Source organism: Streptomyces sp. XD-27, assembly GCF_030553055.1.
Taxonomy (GTDB): Bacteria; Actinomycetota; Actinomycetes; order Streptomycetales; family Streptomycetaceae; genus Streptomyces.
Window position 1 is genome coordinate 2,198,940 of the sequence record NZ_CP130713.1, and the last position, 18,022, is coordinate 2,216,961.

15 protein-coding genes and 1 pseudogene are annotated in these 18,022 nt (G+C 70.4%); 4 read left to right on the forward strand and 12 right to left on the reverse strand.

Going from position 1 to position 18,022, the window contains the following annotated elements:
* The first annotated feature begins 43 nt into the window (after window positions 1-43).
* Window positions 44-745: a DUF4383 domain-containing protein gene (locus Q3Y56_RS09565; protein ID WP_304461522.1), complete on the forward strand. Its 702-nt coding sequence runs from the start codon at window positions 44-46 to the stop codon at window positions 743-745.
* On the opposite strand, the gene Q3Y56_RS09570 is transcribed toward Q3Y56_RS09565, so the two are convergent.
* The 6 genes from Q3Y56_RS09570 to Q3Y56_RS09595 form a co-directional block, all read right to left on the reverse strand.
* Window positions 693-1,358, reverse strand: coding sequence for an O-methyltransferase (locus Q3Y56_RS09570; RefSeq protein WP_304461523.1), 666 nt, complete (start codon window positions 1,356-1,358; stop codon window positions 693-695). The two genes, Q3Y56_RS09565 and Q3Y56_RS09570, sit on opposite strands and share 53 nt — an antisense overlap.
* A gap of 8 nt (window positions 1,359-1,366) precedes the next feature.
* Window positions 1,367-2,014: a response regulator transcription factor gene (locus Q3Y56_RS09575; RefSeq protein ID WP_304461524.1), complete on the reverse strand. Its 648-nt coding sequence runs from the start codon at window positions 2,012-2,014 to the stop codon at window positions 1,367-1,369.
* Window positions 2,005-3,147, reverse strand: a complete 1,143-nt coding sequence (locus tag Q3Y56_RS09580; protein ID WP_304461525.1) for a sensor histidine kinase — start codon at window positions 3,145-3,147, stop codon at window positions 2,005-2,007. The genes Q3Y56_RS09575 and Q3Y56_RS09580 overlap by 10 nt, the downstream gene beginning before the upstream one ends.
* Before the next feature lie 206 nt (window positions 3,148-3,353).
* Window positions 3,354-4,214 carry an HAD family hydrolase gene (locus tag Q3Y56_RS09585; protein WP_304461526.1) on the reverse strand — a complete coding sequence of 287 codons (861 nt, stop codon included), beginning with the start codon at window positions 4,212-4,214 and terminating at the stop codon, window positions 3,354-3,356.
* Window positions 4,211-7,294 carry a phosphoribosyltransferase domain-containing protein gene (locus Q3Y56_RS09590; protein WP_304465534.1) on the reverse strand — a complete coding sequence of 1,028 codons (3,084 nt, stop codon included), beginning with the start codon at window positions 7,292-7,294 and terminating at the stop codon, window positions 4,211-4,213. Before Q3Y56_RS09590 ends, Q3Y56_RS09585 begins: the two co-directional genes overlap by 4 nt.
* A 158-nt stretch (window positions 7,295-7,452) precedes the next feature.
* Window positions 7,453-8,640: an HpcH/HpaI aldolase/citrate lyase family protein gene (locus Q3Y56_RS09595; protein WP_304461527.1), complete on the reverse strand. Its 1,188-nt coding sequence runs from the start codon at window positions 8,638-8,640 to the stop codon at window positions 7,453-7,455.
* Window positions 8,641-8,853: 213 nt separating this feature from the next.
* On the opposite strand from Q3Y56_RS09595, the pseudogene Q3Y56_RS33415 reads away from it, so the two are divergent.
* A pseudogene (locus Q3Y56_RS33415) lies at window positions 8,854-9,306 on the forward strand (TerD family protein); the annotation flags it as partial.
* A 410-nt stretch (window positions 9,307-9,716) separates the two neighbouring features.
* A complete protein-coding gene (locus tag Q3Y56_RS33420) occupies window positions 9,717-10,001 on the forward strand; it encodes a hypothetical protein (protein ID WP_369696727.1) in 285 nt (94 codons plus the stop codon).
* A gap of 184 nt (window positions 10,002-10,185) precedes the next feature.
* On the opposite strand, the gene Q3Y56_RS09605 is transcribed toward Q3Y56_RS33420, so the two are convergent.
* From Q3Y56_RS09605 to Q3Y56_RS09630, 6 genes are all read right to left on the reverse strand, one after another.
* A complete protein-coding gene (locus tag Q3Y56_RS09605; protein WP_304461528.1) occupies window positions 10,186-10,920 on the reverse strand; it encodes a Tellurium resistance in 735 nt (244 codons plus the stop codon).
* A 131-nt stretch (window positions 10,921-11,051) separates the two neighbouring features.
* Window positions 11,052-12,194 carry a DUF475 domain-containing protein gene (locus tag Q3Y56_RS09610; RefSeq protein WP_304461529.1) on the reverse strand — a complete coding sequence of 381 codons (1,143 nt, stop codon included), beginning with the start codon at window positions 12,192-12,194 and terminating at the stop codon, window positions 11,052-11,054.
* A 52-nt stretch (window positions 12,195-12,246) separates the two neighbouring features.
* Entirely contained in the window at window positions 12,247-12,822 is a 576-nt protein-coding gene (locus tag Q3Y56_RS09615) for a TerD family protein (RefSeq protein ID WP_304461530.1), read from the reverse strand.
* A 227-nt stretch (window positions 12,823-13,049) separates the two neighbouring features.
* Window positions 13,050-13,625: a TerD family protein gene (locus Q3Y56_RS09620; protein ID WP_304461531.1), complete on the reverse strand. Its 576-nt coding sequence runs from the start codon at window positions 13,623-13,625 to the stop codon at window positions 13,050-13,052.
* Between the two features lie 123 nt (window positions 13,626-13,748).
* Window positions 13,749-14,207 (reverse strand): peroxiredoxin, encoded by a 459-nt coding sequence (locus Q3Y56_RS09625; RefSeq protein WP_304461532.1) that lies wholly within the window; start codon window positions 14,205-14,207, stop codon window positions 13,749-13,751.
* Between the two features lie 109 nt (window positions 14,208-14,316).
* Window positions 14,317-14,748 carry a DUF3052 domain-containing protein gene (locus Q3Y56_RS09630; protein WP_304461533.1) on the reverse strand — a complete coding sequence of 144 codons (432 nt, stop codon included), beginning with the start codon at window positions 14,746-14,748 and terminating at the stop codon, window positions 14,317-14,319.
* A gap of 489 nt (window positions 14,749-15,237) precedes the next feature.
* On the opposite strand from Q3Y56_RS09630, the gene aceE reads away from it, so the two are divergent.
* Window positions 15,238-17,970, forward strand: coding sequence for a pyruvate dehydrogenase (acetyl-transferring), homodimeric type (gene aceE, locus Q3Y56_RS09635; protein ID WP_304461534.1), 2,733 nt, complete (start codon window positions 15,238-15,240; stop codon window positions 17,968-17,970).
* The last annotated feature ends 52 nt before the right edge of the window (window positions 17,971-18,022 follow it).

Below are 18,022 nucleotides of genomic sequence, written 5' to 3' on the forward strand. Positions count from 1 at the left end.
GGATCCTTGAGCTACGTACGTCTGCGTACGAGGGAGGCCGTCCATGGTCATCGGCGATCACAGTCTCCGCGGCGGCCCCACGCCGCGCCCCGCCAAGCCGCGGCGGATCAGGTTCGACGAGCATCTGCCCCTCGACCACCGGCTGAGCCAGGTCTACCGCGTCGGCGCCGGGCTCATGGGGCTGGTGCTGCTCGCCTTCGGGATCTTCGGGCTGATCGACAAGGTCGGCTTCTTCGACACGCGCGGTGACACCGTCGCCGCTCTGAACACCAACGGCGCGCTGAGCGTGCTCTCCATCGCCGTCGGTCTGCTGCTCTTCGCGGGCATGGTGATCGGCGGCAACGTCGCCTCGACCCTCAACTGCGTGGTGGCCATCGGTTTTCTGCTCAGCGGATTCGTCAATCTGGCGCTGCTGCGTACGGACCTGAACTTCCTGGCGTTCCGTATTCAGAACGTGCTGTTCAGCTTCGTCGTCGGGATCATGCTCATGGTCTTCGGGATGTACGGGCGGGTGAGCATGACCCTCGCGCACGACAATCCGTACTGGCGCGCCCGCCATCCCGATGAGGCCACGCGCGAGGACCGCATCAACGCCCGTGCCCGTGCCGCTGCCCTGCGGAAGGCTCTCAATGAGGGTGCGGTGACGCCGGAGGAGGTGGCGCGGCAGGTCTACAGCCCCCACGCCACCCCGCTCACTCCGCCCGGCGGCGCGCCAGCGTCAGACCGTCGGCGACGGTCAGCATGACCGCCTCCATGCGGGCGTCGGCGGCCACGTGGTCGTTGAAGCGGCGGATCGCGGCGGCCTTGCCAGTCGCCGCGGGATCGGCGACCTCGCCGCCGAAGAGGACGTTGTCCGCGACGATCAGGCCGCCGGGGCGCATGCGGGGCACCAGCTCCTCCCAGTACGCGACATAGTTGTCCTTGTCCGCGTCGACGTAGGCCAGGTCGATGTGCGGGTCAGCGGGCAATGCGCGCAGGGTGTCCAGGGCGGGGGCGATCCGCAGGTCGACGCGGTCCGCGACGCCGGCCTTGGCCCAGGCTTCACGCCCGTACGCGGTCCACTCCTCCGACACGTCGCACGTGATGAGCCGTCCGTCGGCGGGCAGCGCCTGGGCCATGGAGAGGGCGGAGTAGCCGGTGAACGTGCCGACCTCGACGACAAGGCGGGCGCCGATGAGCCGGACCAGGAAGGCCAGCAGCGGGCCCTGCTCCTCGGCGGACTGCATCACGGCTTCCCCGGCGAGCCGCTCGTGCGTGACGTCGACCAGTTCGCGCTGGACCGGGTCCAGGGGCGGGTTGTGTGCCAGGACGTAGTCGTACAACTCGGGGGTCAGCGGCGGGCTCTTGGTCTCGGTCACAACTCTCCTCAGCTTCCCAGGTAGCGGAGAACGGCCAGCACTCGGCGACTGTACCCCCCACCACTCGGCAGGTTGAGCTTTTCGAAAATCGCGTTGATGTGCTTCTCGACGGCGCTGCGCGAGACGTGCAGCCGTTCGGCGATCGCGGTGTTGGCGTGCCCCTGGGCCATGGCGTCGAGGACGTCCCGCTCGCGCGGGGTGAGGCGGCTGAGGGGGTCGGTGTGGCTGCTGCGGACCAGGAGCTGGCGGACGACCTCGGGGTCGAAGGCGGTGCGTCCGGTGGCGACCCGGTCCAGTGCGTCGAGGAACTCGTCGACCTCGACGACCCGGTCTTTGAGTACGTAGCCGATGCCGTCGTCCGCGCCGGTCAGCAACTCGGTCGCGTACCGCTTCTCGACGTACTGAGACAGCACCAGGACGCCCACGCGGGGGTGGGCGGCGCGGATCTTCAGCGCGGCGCGCAGCCCCTCGTCGGTGTGCGTGGGCGGCATGCGAACGTCCACCACGACGGCGTCGACGTCAGGGTGCCGGTCCACCGCCGCCAGCAGGGCCTCGGCGTCGCCGACCGCGGCCACCACCTCGTGGCCCTCCTCGGCGAGCAGCCGGATCAGTCCCTCGCGCAGCAGGGTCGAGTCGTCGGCCAGGATCAGGCGCATGGCAGCTCCGCGGTGATGGTGGTGGGTCCGCCGGGCGGGCTGTCGACCCGGAGATGGCCGTCGAGCGCGGCGACGCGGCGGCGCAGCCCGAGCAGTCCGCTGCCCGCCGGGTCGGCGCCGCCGGTGCCGTCGTCGGTGATCCGGACCCGCAGGCCGTCGGGGTGGTATCCGGCCACCTCGACGCCGATGCCGTCGGCGGCCGAGTGCTTGATGGCGTTGGTGACGGCCTCGGACACCACGAAGTACGCCATGGTGCGCACCGCTGCGGCAGGCTCGACGGGAAACGCGTAGTCCAACCGGACCGGGATCGGGGACCGCTCCGCGACCGTCTCCAGCGCCGCCCGCAACCCGGCCTCGTCCAGCACGGTCGGGTACACCCGCCACGCCACTTCGCGCAGGTCTGTGAGCGCCTGGCGACTCTCGGCGTGCGCCTGGGCGACGAGTGCGGTGATCTTCTCGGTGTCCTGGCTGCGGCGGGCGCGGCCGAGCAGCATGCCGAGTACGACGAGCCGCTGCTGCACCCCGTCGTGCAGGTCGCGTTCGATGCGGCGGCGTTCGTCGTGGACGGCGTCCACGACGCCGGCGCGGCTGCTGGCCAGCTCGTCGATGCGGCGGCGCAACTCCTCCTGCTGGCTGGGGTCCAGGAAGTGCCGGGCCAACTGCCCTTCCAGAGCGGCGACGCCGATGACGCCCTGGACGCCGAGGAAGGTCAGCAGGAGGCCGCCGGTGCCGGAGGAGAGCACGATCAGGGCTGTGTCGCGGGACATGATGAACCAGCCCCAGAACAGGAAGCTGAGATAGAGCGCGCCGACGGCCAGGGAAAACAGGACCAGTCCGCCGAGCAGTCCCAGTGCCCAGCGCACGGCCAGATACCGCAGGGCGCGGCGGCCCCCGTACCGTGCCGAGAGCCGATGGCCCAGCAGCCGGTCCAGCCGCCGCCGCTCCACCTCGCACAGCCACCGCACGCCGGCGGTGACCGGGCGCAGCACCCGCTGCCGGGTGCCGGGCCAGGCCGTCACACTGAGCAGGGCCAGGCCCGCCACGGCGACGTACAGCAGCTCGACGACGGCGGTACAGGTGCCGACGAGCAGGCCGGCCGCCAACCGAAGCCCGTGCCGAATCCATCCACGCATGATCCTCAACGCTAGCCGGGCGGAGGGCCGTTGGCACTGAGGATTTCCGCAGGTTGCGGGGTGGCACGAGTACCCGGTCAAGTGGGGTGCCACCGTCATGGCCGCGGGCTCGCCCGCCTTCTAACGTGGCACACATGACTGATCGGAGCACCGACCGGGCCACCGGTCACACAGCCGCGCCTCCCCGAGAGCGCCCTTACGGGCTGTCAGCCGCGGCCGCGGGAGACGGCGCGGATGACCTCGATGCGGGCCTTCGCGCGGGTTACGGAGGCGTGCTCGGCGATGGCCCGGACGATCGCCTCACCCGCCGCAGCGCCCCGCTCGGGCACCGCCGTCACCTGCGATGCCGTCCAGCCCGCGTCCGCGAGTTCGCCGTGGCCGGGCCGCCAGCCGCGGTCGGCGGCGAGCAGCAGATCCGCGTCGAGCAGCGAGTCGCCGGCGCTCAGCACCTCATCGGTGCCCGTGCGGCGGGCGATCTCGGCGACGGCGGCGCTCTTCGTGAGTGGCTTGGGGACGGCGTAGATCTTGCGGCCCTGGAGCGAGACGGTCCAGCCGATCGGTCCTGCCCACTCGGTGAGTTCCTTGACATAGCCGTCGGGCAGCAGGCTCCGCTCCACGACGAGATACGCGAACAGGTCCTCCGCCACCCGCTCCTTGAGCAGCCACGCCGGGTCGGCGGTGCGGTGGAGATGCGTACGGATCTCGTCCAGCGGCGCGCACTCGGCGGCAAGGGTGGCGCGTACCGTCGCGTGCCACTCGGGGTCGGACTCACCGTCGACCAGCAGGTGGCCGCCGTTGGCGCAGATCGCGAAGCGCGGGGCGGGGCCGGGGAGGTGGATCCGGCCGTACTGTTCGCGGGTGCGGGTCGTGGTCGGGACGAACACGGAGGTACGGGCCACCTCGGCGAGGAGCGCGGCCGCCTCCTCCGTCATATACGACAGCGGTTTGCCCTCGTACACCTCGACGCAGAGCAGGCGCGGCGCCTCGGCGTCCGGCATGTCGAGGCCCAGTGCCGCCGCCGAATAGATCAGGGTGCGGTCGAGATCGCTCGCCACCAGCACGCTCATCTGGAAACCGCCTTTCCGTCGGCGCCGGTCGCGCCTCGTGTGAAGCGCGGGTGGATGAGCCCCACGCAGGTGTACGGCAACTCGTCGACCTCTTCGACCGGTACGCCGCGCTGCTCGGCGAGCAGCCGTACGTGGTCGAGGTCCGCGCCCGCGCCGCGGGAGGCGAGGATCTTCCAGGGGACGCGGCGCAGCAGCACGCGGGTCGTCTCGCCGACGCCCGGTTTGACGAGGTTGACGTCGTGGATGCCGTACTCCTCGCTGATCCGCTCGACGGCGGCCCAGCCCTCCCAGGTGGGGGTGCGGTCGGCGCCCGCCAGCTCCTTGACGTCCGCGGCGACATCTGCCTCGACGTCTGCGAACCGGGCGGCGACGGTGTCCAGGAAGAGCCCGGAGACGTCGGCGCCGGCCAGCTCGCGGTAGAACTTCGCACCGTGGAAGTCGCCGGGGCCGACGAGGTCGGCCCGCAGCACGGTGCGGGAGACCAGGCCGGAGACGGTGGAGTTGAGGCAGGCGGAGGGGATGAGGAAGTCGTCGCGGGTGCCGTAGGTGTCGACGCAGCGGCCGGGGTCGGCGAGGACCGCGATCCGCGGGTCGAAGCCCGGGTGCTCGGCGACCGCCGCGGCCAGCTCACGGGTGATCGCGCCCTTGCCGGTCCAGCCGTCCACGAACACGATGTCGGCCGGGTCGTGGTGCGCCGCCAGCCAGCGCAGCGCCGCGGTGTCGATGCCCCGGCCGCGCACGATGGAGACGGCGTAGTGCGGCAGGTCGACGCCGTGCGCGTGGCGCGCCCAGCGGCGCATGAGGACGCCCACAGGGGTGCCGGCGCGGGCGAGGGAGACCAGGACGGGGCGGGGGGACCGCTCGGCGAGCACGGTGTCCGTGACGGTTCCGACGGCGCGGGCGATGCGGGTGGCGGAGGCGTCGAGCGCGGTCCGGAACAGTGCCTGGTACGCCTCGCTGGGCTGGTACTCGACAGGCAGCGACTCGGCGTAGTGGGCGCCGCCGCTCTGGATCGCCTCCTCCCGTTCCTCGGTGGGCGCTTCGAGGGTGACGTCGGAGAAGTCCTGGAGCAGCCAGCCGACCTCTTCGGGGGCGTAGGAGGAGAAGTCGGGTCCGCGGAGCGGTTCTGGCATGGGCGGCGCCTGTTCGGTTTCGGTGCGGGAGGCGGGTGTGATGTGGGAGGTGGGGATGGAGTGGGAGGTGGGGATGGTGCGGGAGGCGGGGTCGGTGTCGCCGGGTGCCCCGGGTGCGGGAGCGGGCACGTAGGACGGCACGACGGCGAGCAGCACCTGGCCGGTGTGCGCGGCCAGACGGGCCGTCAGCCCGTCGGGGGCGTGCAGGTGTGGTGTGTCGGCGGCGGAGTCGACGACGGCGACGATCGCGTCGAAGCGGCGGGCGGGGTCGCTGCCGGGGGCGACGTTGTACGCATAGCGCTCGCCGGGGCCGTCGGCGGGGTCGTCGTGGGCGGGGAAGGCGAGCCGGGTACGGATGGCGTAGCCGGGGTCGTCCACGGCCAGGACGGGTGAGCGGGTGGTGGTGGAGTAGCGCACGTCGACCCCGTCGAGGCGGTCCTGAAGGGCCTCGGCGAGCCGCAGAGGGGCGTACATCAGCTCCTCGAAACCGAGGACGAGCACGCGGCGGAGCTCGCCCGCGGGGCGGGAGTCGGCGTCTGCCTCCGGGTGAGCGCACGGCTCCGGCTCCGGACCGGGGCACGACACGGCGGCCGCCAGGCCGGGGGGCAGGCCCGTCTCCAGGCCGGCGTACGTCTCCGGGGCAGCGGCATACGGCTCCGGGGCGGGGTACGGCTCCGGCTCTGCGCCGGGGTGTGGGTCTGCTGTGGCCGGACGGCCGGGACACAGCGTCGCGCCTGCGGCGGGCTCTGTCTCACCCGGCCCCCGCCCGACCGCGTCTGAGGTACGGCTATCGCCACGTGCGGAGCTCTGCCCCAGGCCCCGGTCCTGATGGGGGTTCAGCCGCCCGGGCTCCTGCCGCGCGGCAGAGCCGCCTGTCGTCGGTGCCGTGGGAAGGTGCGGGGCAGGGGACCCGCCCGCCGCGGGCGTCCCGGCGCCCAGACCCCGGCCCAGCGCGTCCGCGATACGGGCCGCCATGTCCGGCAGCGCGGCCTCCAGTCGTGCCCGGTGTGCGGGTGTGAAGCCGTGCCGTCCGCCGTCGGGCAGGCCCTCGGGCCAGCCGAGGTCGACGCGACACACGGCCTGCCCGACCCCGTGGCCGGGAACCGCGGCAGCCGCCGTGGCTACCTCGTGCGCCGCATCCTCGTGCGCCGCCGCATCGTCCGTCGCAGACTCATTCGCCGCGGCCTCGTGCGTCGTCGCATCGGGCGCCACCGCCTCGTGCGTCGCCGTCTCGTGTTCGGTGACGAGCCGTCGGCCCCGCTCCAGTACGCCGTCCGGCAGGGTCACCGTGCCCGCTGCCAGGGAGATCAGGTCCACGCGGGCGCCGAGGTCGGCCGCGAAGCGTTCCAGCCGGGCCCGGTCCGCTGCCGACCGCATGTCGACCAGGGCGACGACCACGTACCGGTCGCGGGGGTAGCGCGCGTGCAGCGCGGCGATCGTGTTGAGGACCGTGTTGCCGGTGGAGAACTCGTCGTCGACGAGGACCAGCGGCCCGCGCCCGCTCAGCAGTTCCGGGTCCTGCGGCAGCAGCAGATGCGAGGTGGCGTGGCTGTGCTCCTCCTCGAAGCCGCCGACCGCGCGGACGCCCGGCACGGGCCGCCGTGTGGAGTGCAGGTAGGGGGCGAGGGCCAGCCCGTCCGCGACGCTGTGGCCCAGGCCGGTCGCGGTCTCGGCGTAGCCGAGGACGACGGCGCGCGCCGCCGCGTCGTCGCCGAGGAGCTCGCGTACCCGGCGGCCGAGCCCCAGCCCCGCCGCGTAGACGGTCCACGGGCGCTGCGGCACGTGCTTGCCCAGCACGTTGGAGACGAGCAGATGAGCGCGCTTGGGGTTGCGCCGGAGGGCGAGGCCCAGGAGGTCCCGCAGCTTCGCACCGCCGGACGCCTCGCCCGAGGCACCGTTGAGTCCGACGCCCAGCCGGTCCGCGACCCACTGTCCCGACCACACCATGTCCGTGTCCGTGCCCTTGTCCGTGCTGCCGTAGGCACCCTCGTCCGTGTCGCCGCCGGTGCCCTTGTCCGTGCCGTCGTAGGCACCCTCGTCCGTGCCGCCGCCGGTGCCCTCGTCCGTCACCTTCGTCCCCGTTTCCGTCCCGTTCCCGCCGCGACTCATACGGTTCGCAGCCCCGCGGCCAGCAGCTCCACGAAGCTGATGTCCTCGCGTGCCACGCCGAACACCTCGGCGCGCAGCAGGACCCGTTCGGCCCAGGCCCGGTGCGGCTTCACCTCGTTCATCTTGTTCGTGTACGCCGAACGGAGGACGCCGCCGCCGCTGCGCTCCGGGCCGAGGATGTCCGTGGCGTCGGTGAACTCCTCATGGCTGACGACCGACAGCGCGTGCACCGGGGCCACATGGGTGGGGTGGATGCAGGTCTTGCCCTGGAGTCCGTTGGCGCGGTCGAGTTCGATCTCACGCAGCAGGCCGTCCATGTCGTGTTCGATCAGCGCTGTGCGCAGCGCCTCCGCGCGCCCGGTGAACGGGCTTCGCCGCAACTGCGGCTTGAACATCCGCTCGTGGGGTTTGAAGTACTCCCACACCGGTCCGGTGACCGTGAAGCCCGTGCCGTCCGCGCGGCCCAGCATGTTGACCACGTCGGCGATCACCCCGGCCACGAGCTGCACGTCGTAGGCGGTCATGTCGGGTGCGCGGCGCAGCCCGTACGCCGAGCAGAAGTCGGTCACGCCCAGGCGCAGCGCCAGCACCCGGTCGCGGTACTTGTCGATGGTGCGGGCGATGCCGCCCAGCGTCTCGGTGCGGGTCTCCAAATGGAGCAGCTCGGGCGATTCCAGTACGGGCATCGCATACAGCCGCCGTCCTCCGAGCACCTCGGCGGTCTGCCGCGTTTCGGCCGATATCAGGGCTTCCAGGAAGGGAACTCCCCGCTCTTCGGTGAACTTCGGCAGTACGAATCCGGACAGCAGCCGGACGGCGGTTCCGAAGCGCCGTACGAGGTCGGCGATCTGCTCGGGGGTGCGCACCCGGATGAACAACAGGGGCAGCGCGGCATCCGCGTGCCGGGCCTCCAGCTCCGCGAACTGCCGAACGAGGTTCTCCTCGGCCTCGGCGACCTCGCCGTCGTCGATGGAGTCCTCCAGGCAGAGCACCATGGACACCACGCCGCGACCTGCCTGTTTGACGATGTCCTCGGCGAGTCGGGGCCTCGTGGCGGGGCTGTAGAGCGTGGCACCGAGGGCGATGGCCAACGTGCGCGCGGGCGAGTCCGCAGTGAACTCGCCCGGCTCTCGGTGGAACAGTTCCTTCCGCACCACAGCCGACAGGTGCCCGAAATGCTGCATAAATCTCCCCGTTGCGCCGGTGCTTCTCCTGGGCCCGCAGGCCGCGAGCATGGCCGATAATCGTACGTCCGAAGTTGGGTCAAGAGTTCCCCAAGCTCATGAAAATCAAGTAACTCCTCCGCATCGTCCGCGTGTCCCGCTTTCCGCACCGCCCCTACCCTGCGTTGTCCCCGCCCCCTCTGGGAAGGCAGGATTGCGGACATGACGCACGCGATGCTGAAGGGATCGAACATCCCGCTGGACGCCACAGCCGTACGGGCCGTGCTGCGCTGGGCCCCCGGCGCCGACGTACCGGACGTGGACGCCTCCGCGCTGCTGCTGGCAGCCGACGGCCGCGTGCGCTCGGACGAGGACTTCGTCTTCTACAACCAGCCCCGGCATCCTTCGGGGCTGGTCCGGCACCTGCCCAAGAAGCGGCTGACGGAAGGTCTCACGGACACCGTCGAGGCCGATCTGGCGGCGCTGGAGGCGGGGGTCGACCGTGTCGTCCTGGCCGCCTCGGCGGACGGCGGCCCCTTCGGGCGCGTCCGGGACCTGACCGTGCTGCTCTACGACGCGGCGGCCCCGGCCGGCACCGAGCCGATCGCGGTCTTCGAGGTCACCGCCGAGACCGGCCGGGAGACCGCCATGATCTGCGGCGAGCTGTACCGGCGCGCCGACGCCTGGAAGTTCCGGGCGCTGGGTCAGGGGTACGAGTCCGGGCTGGTCGGGCTGGCCACCGAGTTCGGCATCTCGGTCGACGATGACGGGGAGCAGGAGAGCTCGGCCGCGCCGACCACCGGCCCCTCGCGGTCCGCCGCGCCGACCACCGACCCCTCGCGCTCCGCCGCGGCGGCCCCCGAGCCCCTCGCTCCGCCGCTCCGACACCCGAATCGGCTCGCTCCGCCCCGCCGGCTCCCGAGTCGGCCCGGCCCGCCGCCGCGGCCCCCGAACCGTCCGGTTCCACGGCGCCTGCCGCACCCGCGCCGGCACCCGCAGCAGGCGCCCCCGCCCCGGCGTCCAGCGTCCCCGCTCCCCTGCCGTCTACGGAGCCGCAGGGGGTCCCCGGCCCTCCGCCCGGGCCGCCCGGCCCGCCCGTGCCGACGTTCGACGAGGACTCCTGGGGATCGGCGCCGCAGCCCGCCGCGGCCGGGTACGGCTATCCGCAGATGCCGCCCCCGCCGTCGGCCCCGCCGCAGGCGCAGCCCGGCTACGGCTATCCGCAGCACCCGGCACCGCCCGCGCCGCAGCCCGCATACGGCTACCCGCAGGCCCCGGCCTACGGCTATCCGCAGCAGGCGCAGCCGCCGACCGCCCCGCCGCCGATACCGGACCCGGCCTTCACCCTGCCGCCGCAGGGCCCGCAGTTCCAGCGGCGCTAGCCGACCGGGCGGATCCGCCAGACGGCCTCGGCCAGCCCCGTGGATCCGCCAGGCGGCCTCAGTCGGCCCCGGGCAGGTCCCCCAGACGGCTTCGGCCAGCCCCGGACAGATCCGCCACACGACCCCCGGGCTGTCGCCGGGCAGGTCCGCCAGACGGTGCCGGTGCCGACCCCGGGCCGGTCCGTCAGACCTTGGTCTTCTTGTAGCCGCGCCCCCACTGCAGGCCCCACCCGTACAGCCGGTCCAGCTCCGCCTGGAAGCCGTACACGTACTTCACCTCGCGGCGCACGACCATCTCGCCCTTGACGTTCTCGATCATCACCACGGCACAGGAGCGGGCCTCCGGCGCCCGTTCGTCGAGGGAGATCTCGACCCGCGGCCCGTTGCTCGGATACAGCGTCACCAGGGCGTGCGTACGGTCGAACGCGGGCGTGCCGTCGTAGATGTAGACGAAGACCAGCAGCCGCTTGATGTCGTCCTTGTGGTCCAGGTTGATGAAGACCGTCTCGCCGGAGCCCGAGCCGAACCGGTCGTCGCCGCTCAGCTGGACGTACGGCGCGGCGTTGAGGCTGCCGTAGAAGTCGCCCAGCGGCTGCACGACGCCCTTGGAGCCATCCTGGAGCTCGTACATGCAGGCCAGGTCGAGGTCGACGTTGACCATCGCCGGGCCCTGTGCCTGGACCATCTCGGGCTTGAACATCCGCAGGGGGTGCCGGAGCAGGCTCTGGTCCCAGCCGCGCCTGCCGCCGAAATCCGAGGTCCGCATCCGCCAGGACAGGTTGACGCGCAGGTTCCCGCCGGCGGCGCCCTGCTTGGTCAGCGAGATCGTGGGGCGCCGCCTGGTCAGTTCCACCACGCCGGCGGCGTCGCCGCTGTCGAACTGCTGTGCGCCCCGGCCCCAGTTGCTCCAGAAGCCCACCGTGAACCACCCCCACCCCGCCGGCCGCTTCCGGCCGGGTCGTCATTCGCCCGACACTGCCGCGGGGCGGCCGGGAGGGAGAGTCCTCCTCCGGCCGCCCCGCTTTTCAGCGTTCCTCAATCGCCCCCGGGTCACACTCCGGAGGAGACTTCCGGCCTCTCCGAGCCGCCGCCGTCCGCCGCCTCGCGCCGGTTGCGGACCACCGAGGACCAGTACGCGGCGGCGATCAGGACCACACCGATGAGGCCGGTGATGACCTCGCTGATCTCGTACTTGATCGTGACCAGCAGGATGAGGCCGAGCGCGCCGATGGCGTAGTGCGCGCCATGCTCCAGGTAGACGTACTCGTCGAGGGTGCCCTTGCGGACGAGGAAGACCGTCAGCGACCGGATGTACATGGCGCCGATGCCCAGGCCCAGCGCCATCATGAAGATGTCGTTGGTGATGGCGAAGGCGCTGATGACGCCGTCGAAGGAGAACGACGCGTCGATGACCTCCAGGTAGAGGAACATGGCGAACGCGGCCTTGCCGGCGAGACCGACGACCGACGGGCCGCCGTTCTTGTCGGCCTCGGCGCCCATCGCGGATCCCTCCGACTCCTCGCCGTCCTCTTCCTCGGCCTCCTCCAGCTTCTCCTCGAAGTAGCCGGAGACACCGCCGACGATCAGATACGTCACCAGACCGGCGACACCGGAGAGGAGCACCGTGGCGGTCTTGTCGCCGCCGCCGTGCGCCACGTCCCCCGCGAGGATCTCGGACGTGACCAGCAGAGTGGCCAGGGCGATGACGATGGAGAGCGTGTCCAGCTTGCCGAGCTTGGCCAGCGGCTTCTCCAGCCACGCCAGCCACTTGATCTCCCGCTCCTCGAAGAGGAAGTCGAGGAAGATCATCAGCAGGAACATTCCACCGAAGGCGGCGATCGCCGGGTGGGCGGCGGTGACCAGGTGCTCGTACTGGTCCTTGTCGTTGATCGCCAGATCGATCGCCTCCATCGGCCCGATCTTCGCCGTGATGGCGACAATGACGACCGGGAAGACCAGTCGCATGCCGAAGACGGCGATCAGAATGCCGATGGTCAGGAAGATCCGCTGCCAGAAGGCATTCATCTTCCGGAGGATGCCGGCGTTGATCACGGCATTGTCGAACGAGAGCGAGATCTCCAGGATCGACAGGATCCCGACGATCGCTAGCCCCTCCCACGACCACAAAATTCCGGCCAAGGCCAGGCCGGCCGCCGTGGCGGCGAACGACCAACCAAAGGTTTTCAGCAGCACGTGCTACCCAATCCTTCTTCGTGAGGGGTCTCCCCCGCGCCTGTACGCGGCTTTACGAAACGTTGACCCCGAAGTCTAGAGCGATGCCTCGCAGCCCCGACGCGTACCCCTGCCCAACGGCCCGGAACTTCCACTCCTCGTTGTAGCGGTACACCTCCCCGAAGATCATCGCGGTTTCGCCGGAGGCGTCCTCCGACAGGTCGTACCGCGCCAGCTCATTGCCGTCGGCCTGATTCACCACGCGGATGAAGGCATTGCTGACCTGGCCGAACGTCTGACCGCGGGCATCCGCGTCATGGATCGACACAGGAAAAACGATCTTGTCGACCTGTGCCGGGACCTTGGACAGGTCCACCAGGAGGGACTCGTCGTCCCCGTCCCCCTCGCCGGTGAGGTTGTCACCCGTGTGCTCCACGGAGCCCTCCGGGCTCGTGAGGTTGTTGTAGAAGACGAAGTACTCGTCGCCCAGTACCCGGCCCGAGCGGCACATCAGCGCGCTGGCGTCGAGGTCGAACGGCGCCCCCGTGGTGGAGCGCGCGTCCCAGCCCAGACCGACCAGGATCTGCGTGAGGTTCGGCGCGGCCTTGGAGAGGGAGACGTTGCCTCCCTTGGCGAGCGTGACACCCATGATGCGTTTTCCTCCCCGATGTCGTGTGTCCTGCGATGCTCTGCTGTGTTCTGCGTCCTGCGATGCTCTGCTGTGTTCTGCGTCCCGCGCCGCCCGGAGGGCTGTGCGTCCCGCCGTGTGCGCGAGGTCCCGCGTGCCGCGCCGTCCGCAAGCACGACCGGCGCCGCACTCCTGTCAGGTGTGCGGCGCCGGATCTTTGCGTACCGAGGTACGGACGAACTGGCGGGTCAGACGTTGACGCCGAAGTCCTGCGCGATGCCGCGCAGACCCGAGGCGTACCCCTGGCCGATGGCCCGGAACTTCCACTCCGCCCCGTTGCGGTACAGCTCGCCGAAGACCATGGCGGTCTCGGTCGAGGCGTCCTCGCTCAGGTCGTAGCGCGCCAGCTCGACGTTGTCGGCCTGGTTGACCACGCGGATGAACGCGTTGCGCACCTGGCCGAAGCTCTGCTGGCGGGTCTCGGCGTCGTAGATCGACACCGGGAACACGATCTTGGCGACGTCGGCCGGAACGCCGGCCAGGTTCACCTTGATCTGCTCGTCGTCGCCCTCGCCCTCACCGGTGATGTTGTCGCCGGTGTGCTCCACGGAGCCGTCGGGGCTCTTGAGGTTGTTGAAGAACACGAAGTTCTGGTCGTTGGCGACCTTGCCCTCGGTGTTCGTCAGGATGGCACTGGCGTCGAGGTCGAAGTCAGTGCCAGTGGTGGTACGGGCGTCCCAGCCCAGACCGACGATGACAGCGGTCAGGTTCGGGGCTTCCTTGGTCAGCGAGACGTTGCCGCCCTTGCTGAGGCTGACTCCCACGAGTCCTCCCAAAAAGGTTCGTCAGGAGCACGGTGTGCCCCCTGTTGTGTTGCGGTTGCCATCGGATCAACGATCTGATCCTAGTGAGCGGTTCCCCTGGGTACAGGGTTTCCGGCGCCTTGGTTACAGGCTTTCCAGCGCCTTCACGTAGTCGCTGATGTCGCGGGCGTCCGGGAGTCCGTTGACGACCGTCCAGCGCACCACGCCCTCCTTGTCGATGACGAAGGTGCCGCGCACCGCGCAGCCCTTCTCCTCGTCGAAGACGCCGTAGGCGCGGCTGACCTCGCCGTGCGGCCAGAAGTCCGACAGCAGCGGGTACTCCAGGCCCTCCTTCTCGGCGAAGACGCGCAGGGAGAACGGCGCGTCGTTGGAGACGGCCAGCAGCTGGACGTCGTCGTTGACGAACTTCGGCAGCTCGTCGCGGAGGGCGCACAGCTCACCGGTGCACACGCCGGTGAAGGCGAACGGGTAGAAGAGCAGCACGACGTTCTTCTCGCCGCGGAAGTCGGCCAGCCGGACCGTCTCGCCGTGCTGGTTCCTGAGCTCGAACTCCGGGGCCTTCGTACCGACCTCTATCGCCATAGGAGACATCCCTTCGCATCAGCTCGACAGGTCGCGACCACCCTACGCGCAGAGCCCCCCTCCGGTTCGACCCGGAGGGGGGCTCTCATGCGGTGTCTGCCCGGTCGCCTCAGCGCTTGGGGCCCTTCGGCGTGACCATACGGCTGCCCGTCCAGTCCTTGGCGGCGTTGATGCTGCGGGTCTGGGAGAGGCCGGCGGTCTGTGCGGCCTCGTTGATGTCGCTCGGCTCGATGTAGCCGTCACGCCCGGTCTTGGGGGTCATCAGCCAGATCTGGCCGCCATCGTCGATCAGGCCGATGGCGTCCACCAGCGCGTCCGTAAGGTCGCCGTCGTCATCACGGAACCACAGCAGGACGGCGTCGGCCACGTCGTCGTAGTCCTCGTCGACGAGCTCCTGGCCGATCAGGGCCTCGATACCTTTGCGGAGCTCCTGATCAACGTCGTCGTCGTTGCCGATCTCCTGGACCACCTGTCCGGGCTCGAACCCCAGCTTTGCCGCCGGGTTGGTCCGCTCCTCCGCGTGGTCCGCGGTCGCGCTCACGGATGTCCTCCTGTCACGTTCATGAATGCTTCTGCCACCTCGCGCGCACGCGAGAGCATTGGGCGTAGTCCACACGGGCCGGGCGGATCGCGCAAGTACCCAGCCTCCGAGACCGCCGAAACGGTGACGGATGGGGCGGTGTCACCGCAACTCGCATCCCACTGCCAGAGCCCGCCGTGATTCACGCCACAGCGATTCAGGGCTTTTGTGGACTTGTGTCGCCAGATTACGACGTTCAGGGCCGAACGGCCGTACGCGGGGGACCTCCGCCGTGGGCGTAAGGTTGCGGTTTGGCCGTCGACAGCCGGGCGGCCACGCGGCGCCGCAGCTCACAAAGTGGTGGTTACCACTCAGTAGAGATGACGTACCCCATACGCGAGGTACACGATGGATGCGGCGCGACATCAGACATCAGCAGAGCACCAACCGTTTGTGTGCACGGCACGATCGCGTACGGCGCACAACACGACGAAACAGCGAAGGAACAGCGTGGCTTCCGCATCCGATCGCAACCCGATCATCATTGGCGGCCTTCCCAGCCAGGTCCCGGACTTCGATCCCGAAGAGACCCAGGAATGGCTCGACTCGCTCGACGCAGCCGTCGATGAGCGAGGCCGGGAACGTGCCCGCTACCTGATGCTGCGCCTGATCGAGCGCGCCCGCGAGAAGCGGGTCGCCGTGCCCGAGATGCGCAGCACGGACTACGTCAACACCATCGCCACCAAGGACGAGCCGTTCTTCCCCGGCAACGAGGAGATCGAGCGCAGGATCCTGAACGCGACCCGCTGGAACGCCGCGGTGATGGTCTCCCGCGCCCAGCGCCCGGGGATCGGTGTCGGCGGCCACATCGCCACCTTCGCCTCCTCCGCCTCCCTCTACGACGTGGGCTTCAACCACTTCTTCCGCGGCAAGGACCAGGGCGACGGCGGCGACCAGATCTTCTTCCAGGGCCACGCCTCCCCCGGCGTCTACGCCCGCGCCTTCCTGCTGGACCGGCTCTCCGAGCAGCAGCTCGACGCGTTCCGCCAGGAGAAGTCGAAGGCTCCCTACGGCCTGTCCAGCTACCCGCACCCGCGGTCGATGCCGGACTTCTGGGAGTTCCCGACCGTCTCCATGGGCCTGGGCCCGCTCGGCGCGATCTACCAGGCGCGGATGAACCGCTACATGGAGGCGCGCGGCATCGCCGACACCTCCCGCAGCCACGTCTGGGCGTTCCTGGGCGACGGCGAGATGGACGAGCCGGAGTCGCTCGGCCAGCTGTCGCTGGCGGCGCGCGAGGGCCTGGACAACCTCACCTTCGTGGTGAACTGCAACCTCCAGCGCCTCGACGGCCCGGTGCGCGGCAACGGCAAGATCATGCAGGAGCTGGAGTCGCAGTTCCGCGGCGCCGGCTGGAACGTGATCAAGCTGGTGTGGGACCGCACCTGGGACCCGCTGCTCGCGCAGGACCGCGACGGCATCCTGGTCAACAAGCTGAACACCACGCCGGACGGCCAGTTCCAGACGTACGCCACCGAGACCGGCGCGTACATCCGCGAGCACTTCTTCGGTGACGACCAGCGGCTGCGCAAGATGGTCGAGAACATGACCGACCAGCAGATCCAGCACCTGGGGCGCGGCGGCCACGACCACAAGAAGATCTACGCGGCGTACGCGGCGGCCAAGGCGCACAAGGGCCAGCCGACCGTGATCCTGGCGCAGACCGTCAAGGGCTGGACCCTCGGCCCGAACTTCGAGGGCCGCAACGCGACCCACCAGATGAAGAAGCTGACGGTCGACGACCTCAAGCGCTTCCGGGACCGGCTGCACCTGCCGATCGCGGACAAGGACCTGGAGTCCGGCCTGCCGCCGTACTACCACCCGGGCCCCAACAGCGAAGAGATCCAGTACATGCACGACCGGCGCAAGTCGCTGGGCGGCTATGTGCCCACCCGTGTCGTGCGGGCCAAGCCCCTGAACCTGCCGGACGACAAGGTGTACGCGGCGGTCAAGAAGGGCTCCGGCCAGCAGTCGATCGCCACCACGATGGCGTTCGTCCGGCTGCTGAAGGACCTGATGCGGGACAAGGAGATCGGCAAGCGCTTCGTGCCGATCGCGCCCGACGAGTACCGCACCTTCGGTATGGACTCGCTCTTCCCGTCCGCGAAGATCTACAACCCGCTGGGCCAGACCTACGAGGCGGTCGACCGCGACCTGCTGCTCGCCTACAAGGAGTCGCCGACCGGCCAGATGCTGCACGACGGCATCTCCGAGGCGGGCTGCACCGCCTCGCTGATCGCGGCGGGCTCCGCGCACGCCACGCACGGCGAGCCGCTGATCCCGGTCTACGTCTTCTACTCGATGTTCGGGTTCCAGCGCACCGGTGACCAGTTCTGGCAGATGGCCGACCAGCTCGCGCGCGGTTTCGTCCTGGGCGCGACCGCCGGCCGCACGACCCTGACCGGCGAGGGCCTGCAGCACGCGGACGGCCACTCGCAGCTGCTCGCCTCGACCAACCCGGCCGTCGTCGCGTACGACCCGGCGTTCGGCTACGAGATCGCGCACATCGTGCAGGACGGTCTGCGCCGTATGTACGGCGAGAACAGCGAGGACGTCTTCTACTACCTCACCGTCTACAACGAGCCGATCCAGCACCCGGCCGAGCCGGAGAACGTGGACCGCGAGGGCATCCTCAAGGGCCTGTACCGCTTCAAGGAAGGCGAGAAGGGCGCGATCCCCGCGCAGATCCTCGCCTCCGGTGTCGCGGTGCCGTGGGCCGTCGAGGCGCAGCGGATCCTCGCCGAGGAGTGGAACGTCAAGGCCGACGTCTGGTCGGCGACCTCCTGGAACGAGCTGCGCCGCGACGCCGTCGAGGCGGAGCAGCACAACCTCCTCCACCCGGAGGAGGAGCAGCGCGTGCCGTACGTGACGCAGAAGCTCACGGGCGCCGAGGGTCCGAAGGTGGCCGTGTCCGACTGGATGCGGGCGGTTCCGGACCAGATCGCGCGCTGGGTGCCGGGCACGTACCAGTCGCTGGGCGCCGACGGCTTCGGCTTCGCCGACACGCGTGGCGCGGCGCGCCGCTTCTTCCACATCGACGCGCAGTCGGTGGTCCTGGCGGTGCTCACCGAGCTCGCCAAGGAGGGCAAGGTGGACCGCTCGGCGCTGAAGCAGGCGATCGACCGCTACCAGCTGCTGGACGTCGCGGCGGCGGACCCGGGCGCGGCGGGCGGCGACGCCTAGTCGCGGCGCTGAGCCACAGCGGGATCACGTAGTCGGGCCCCGAACCGCGTCG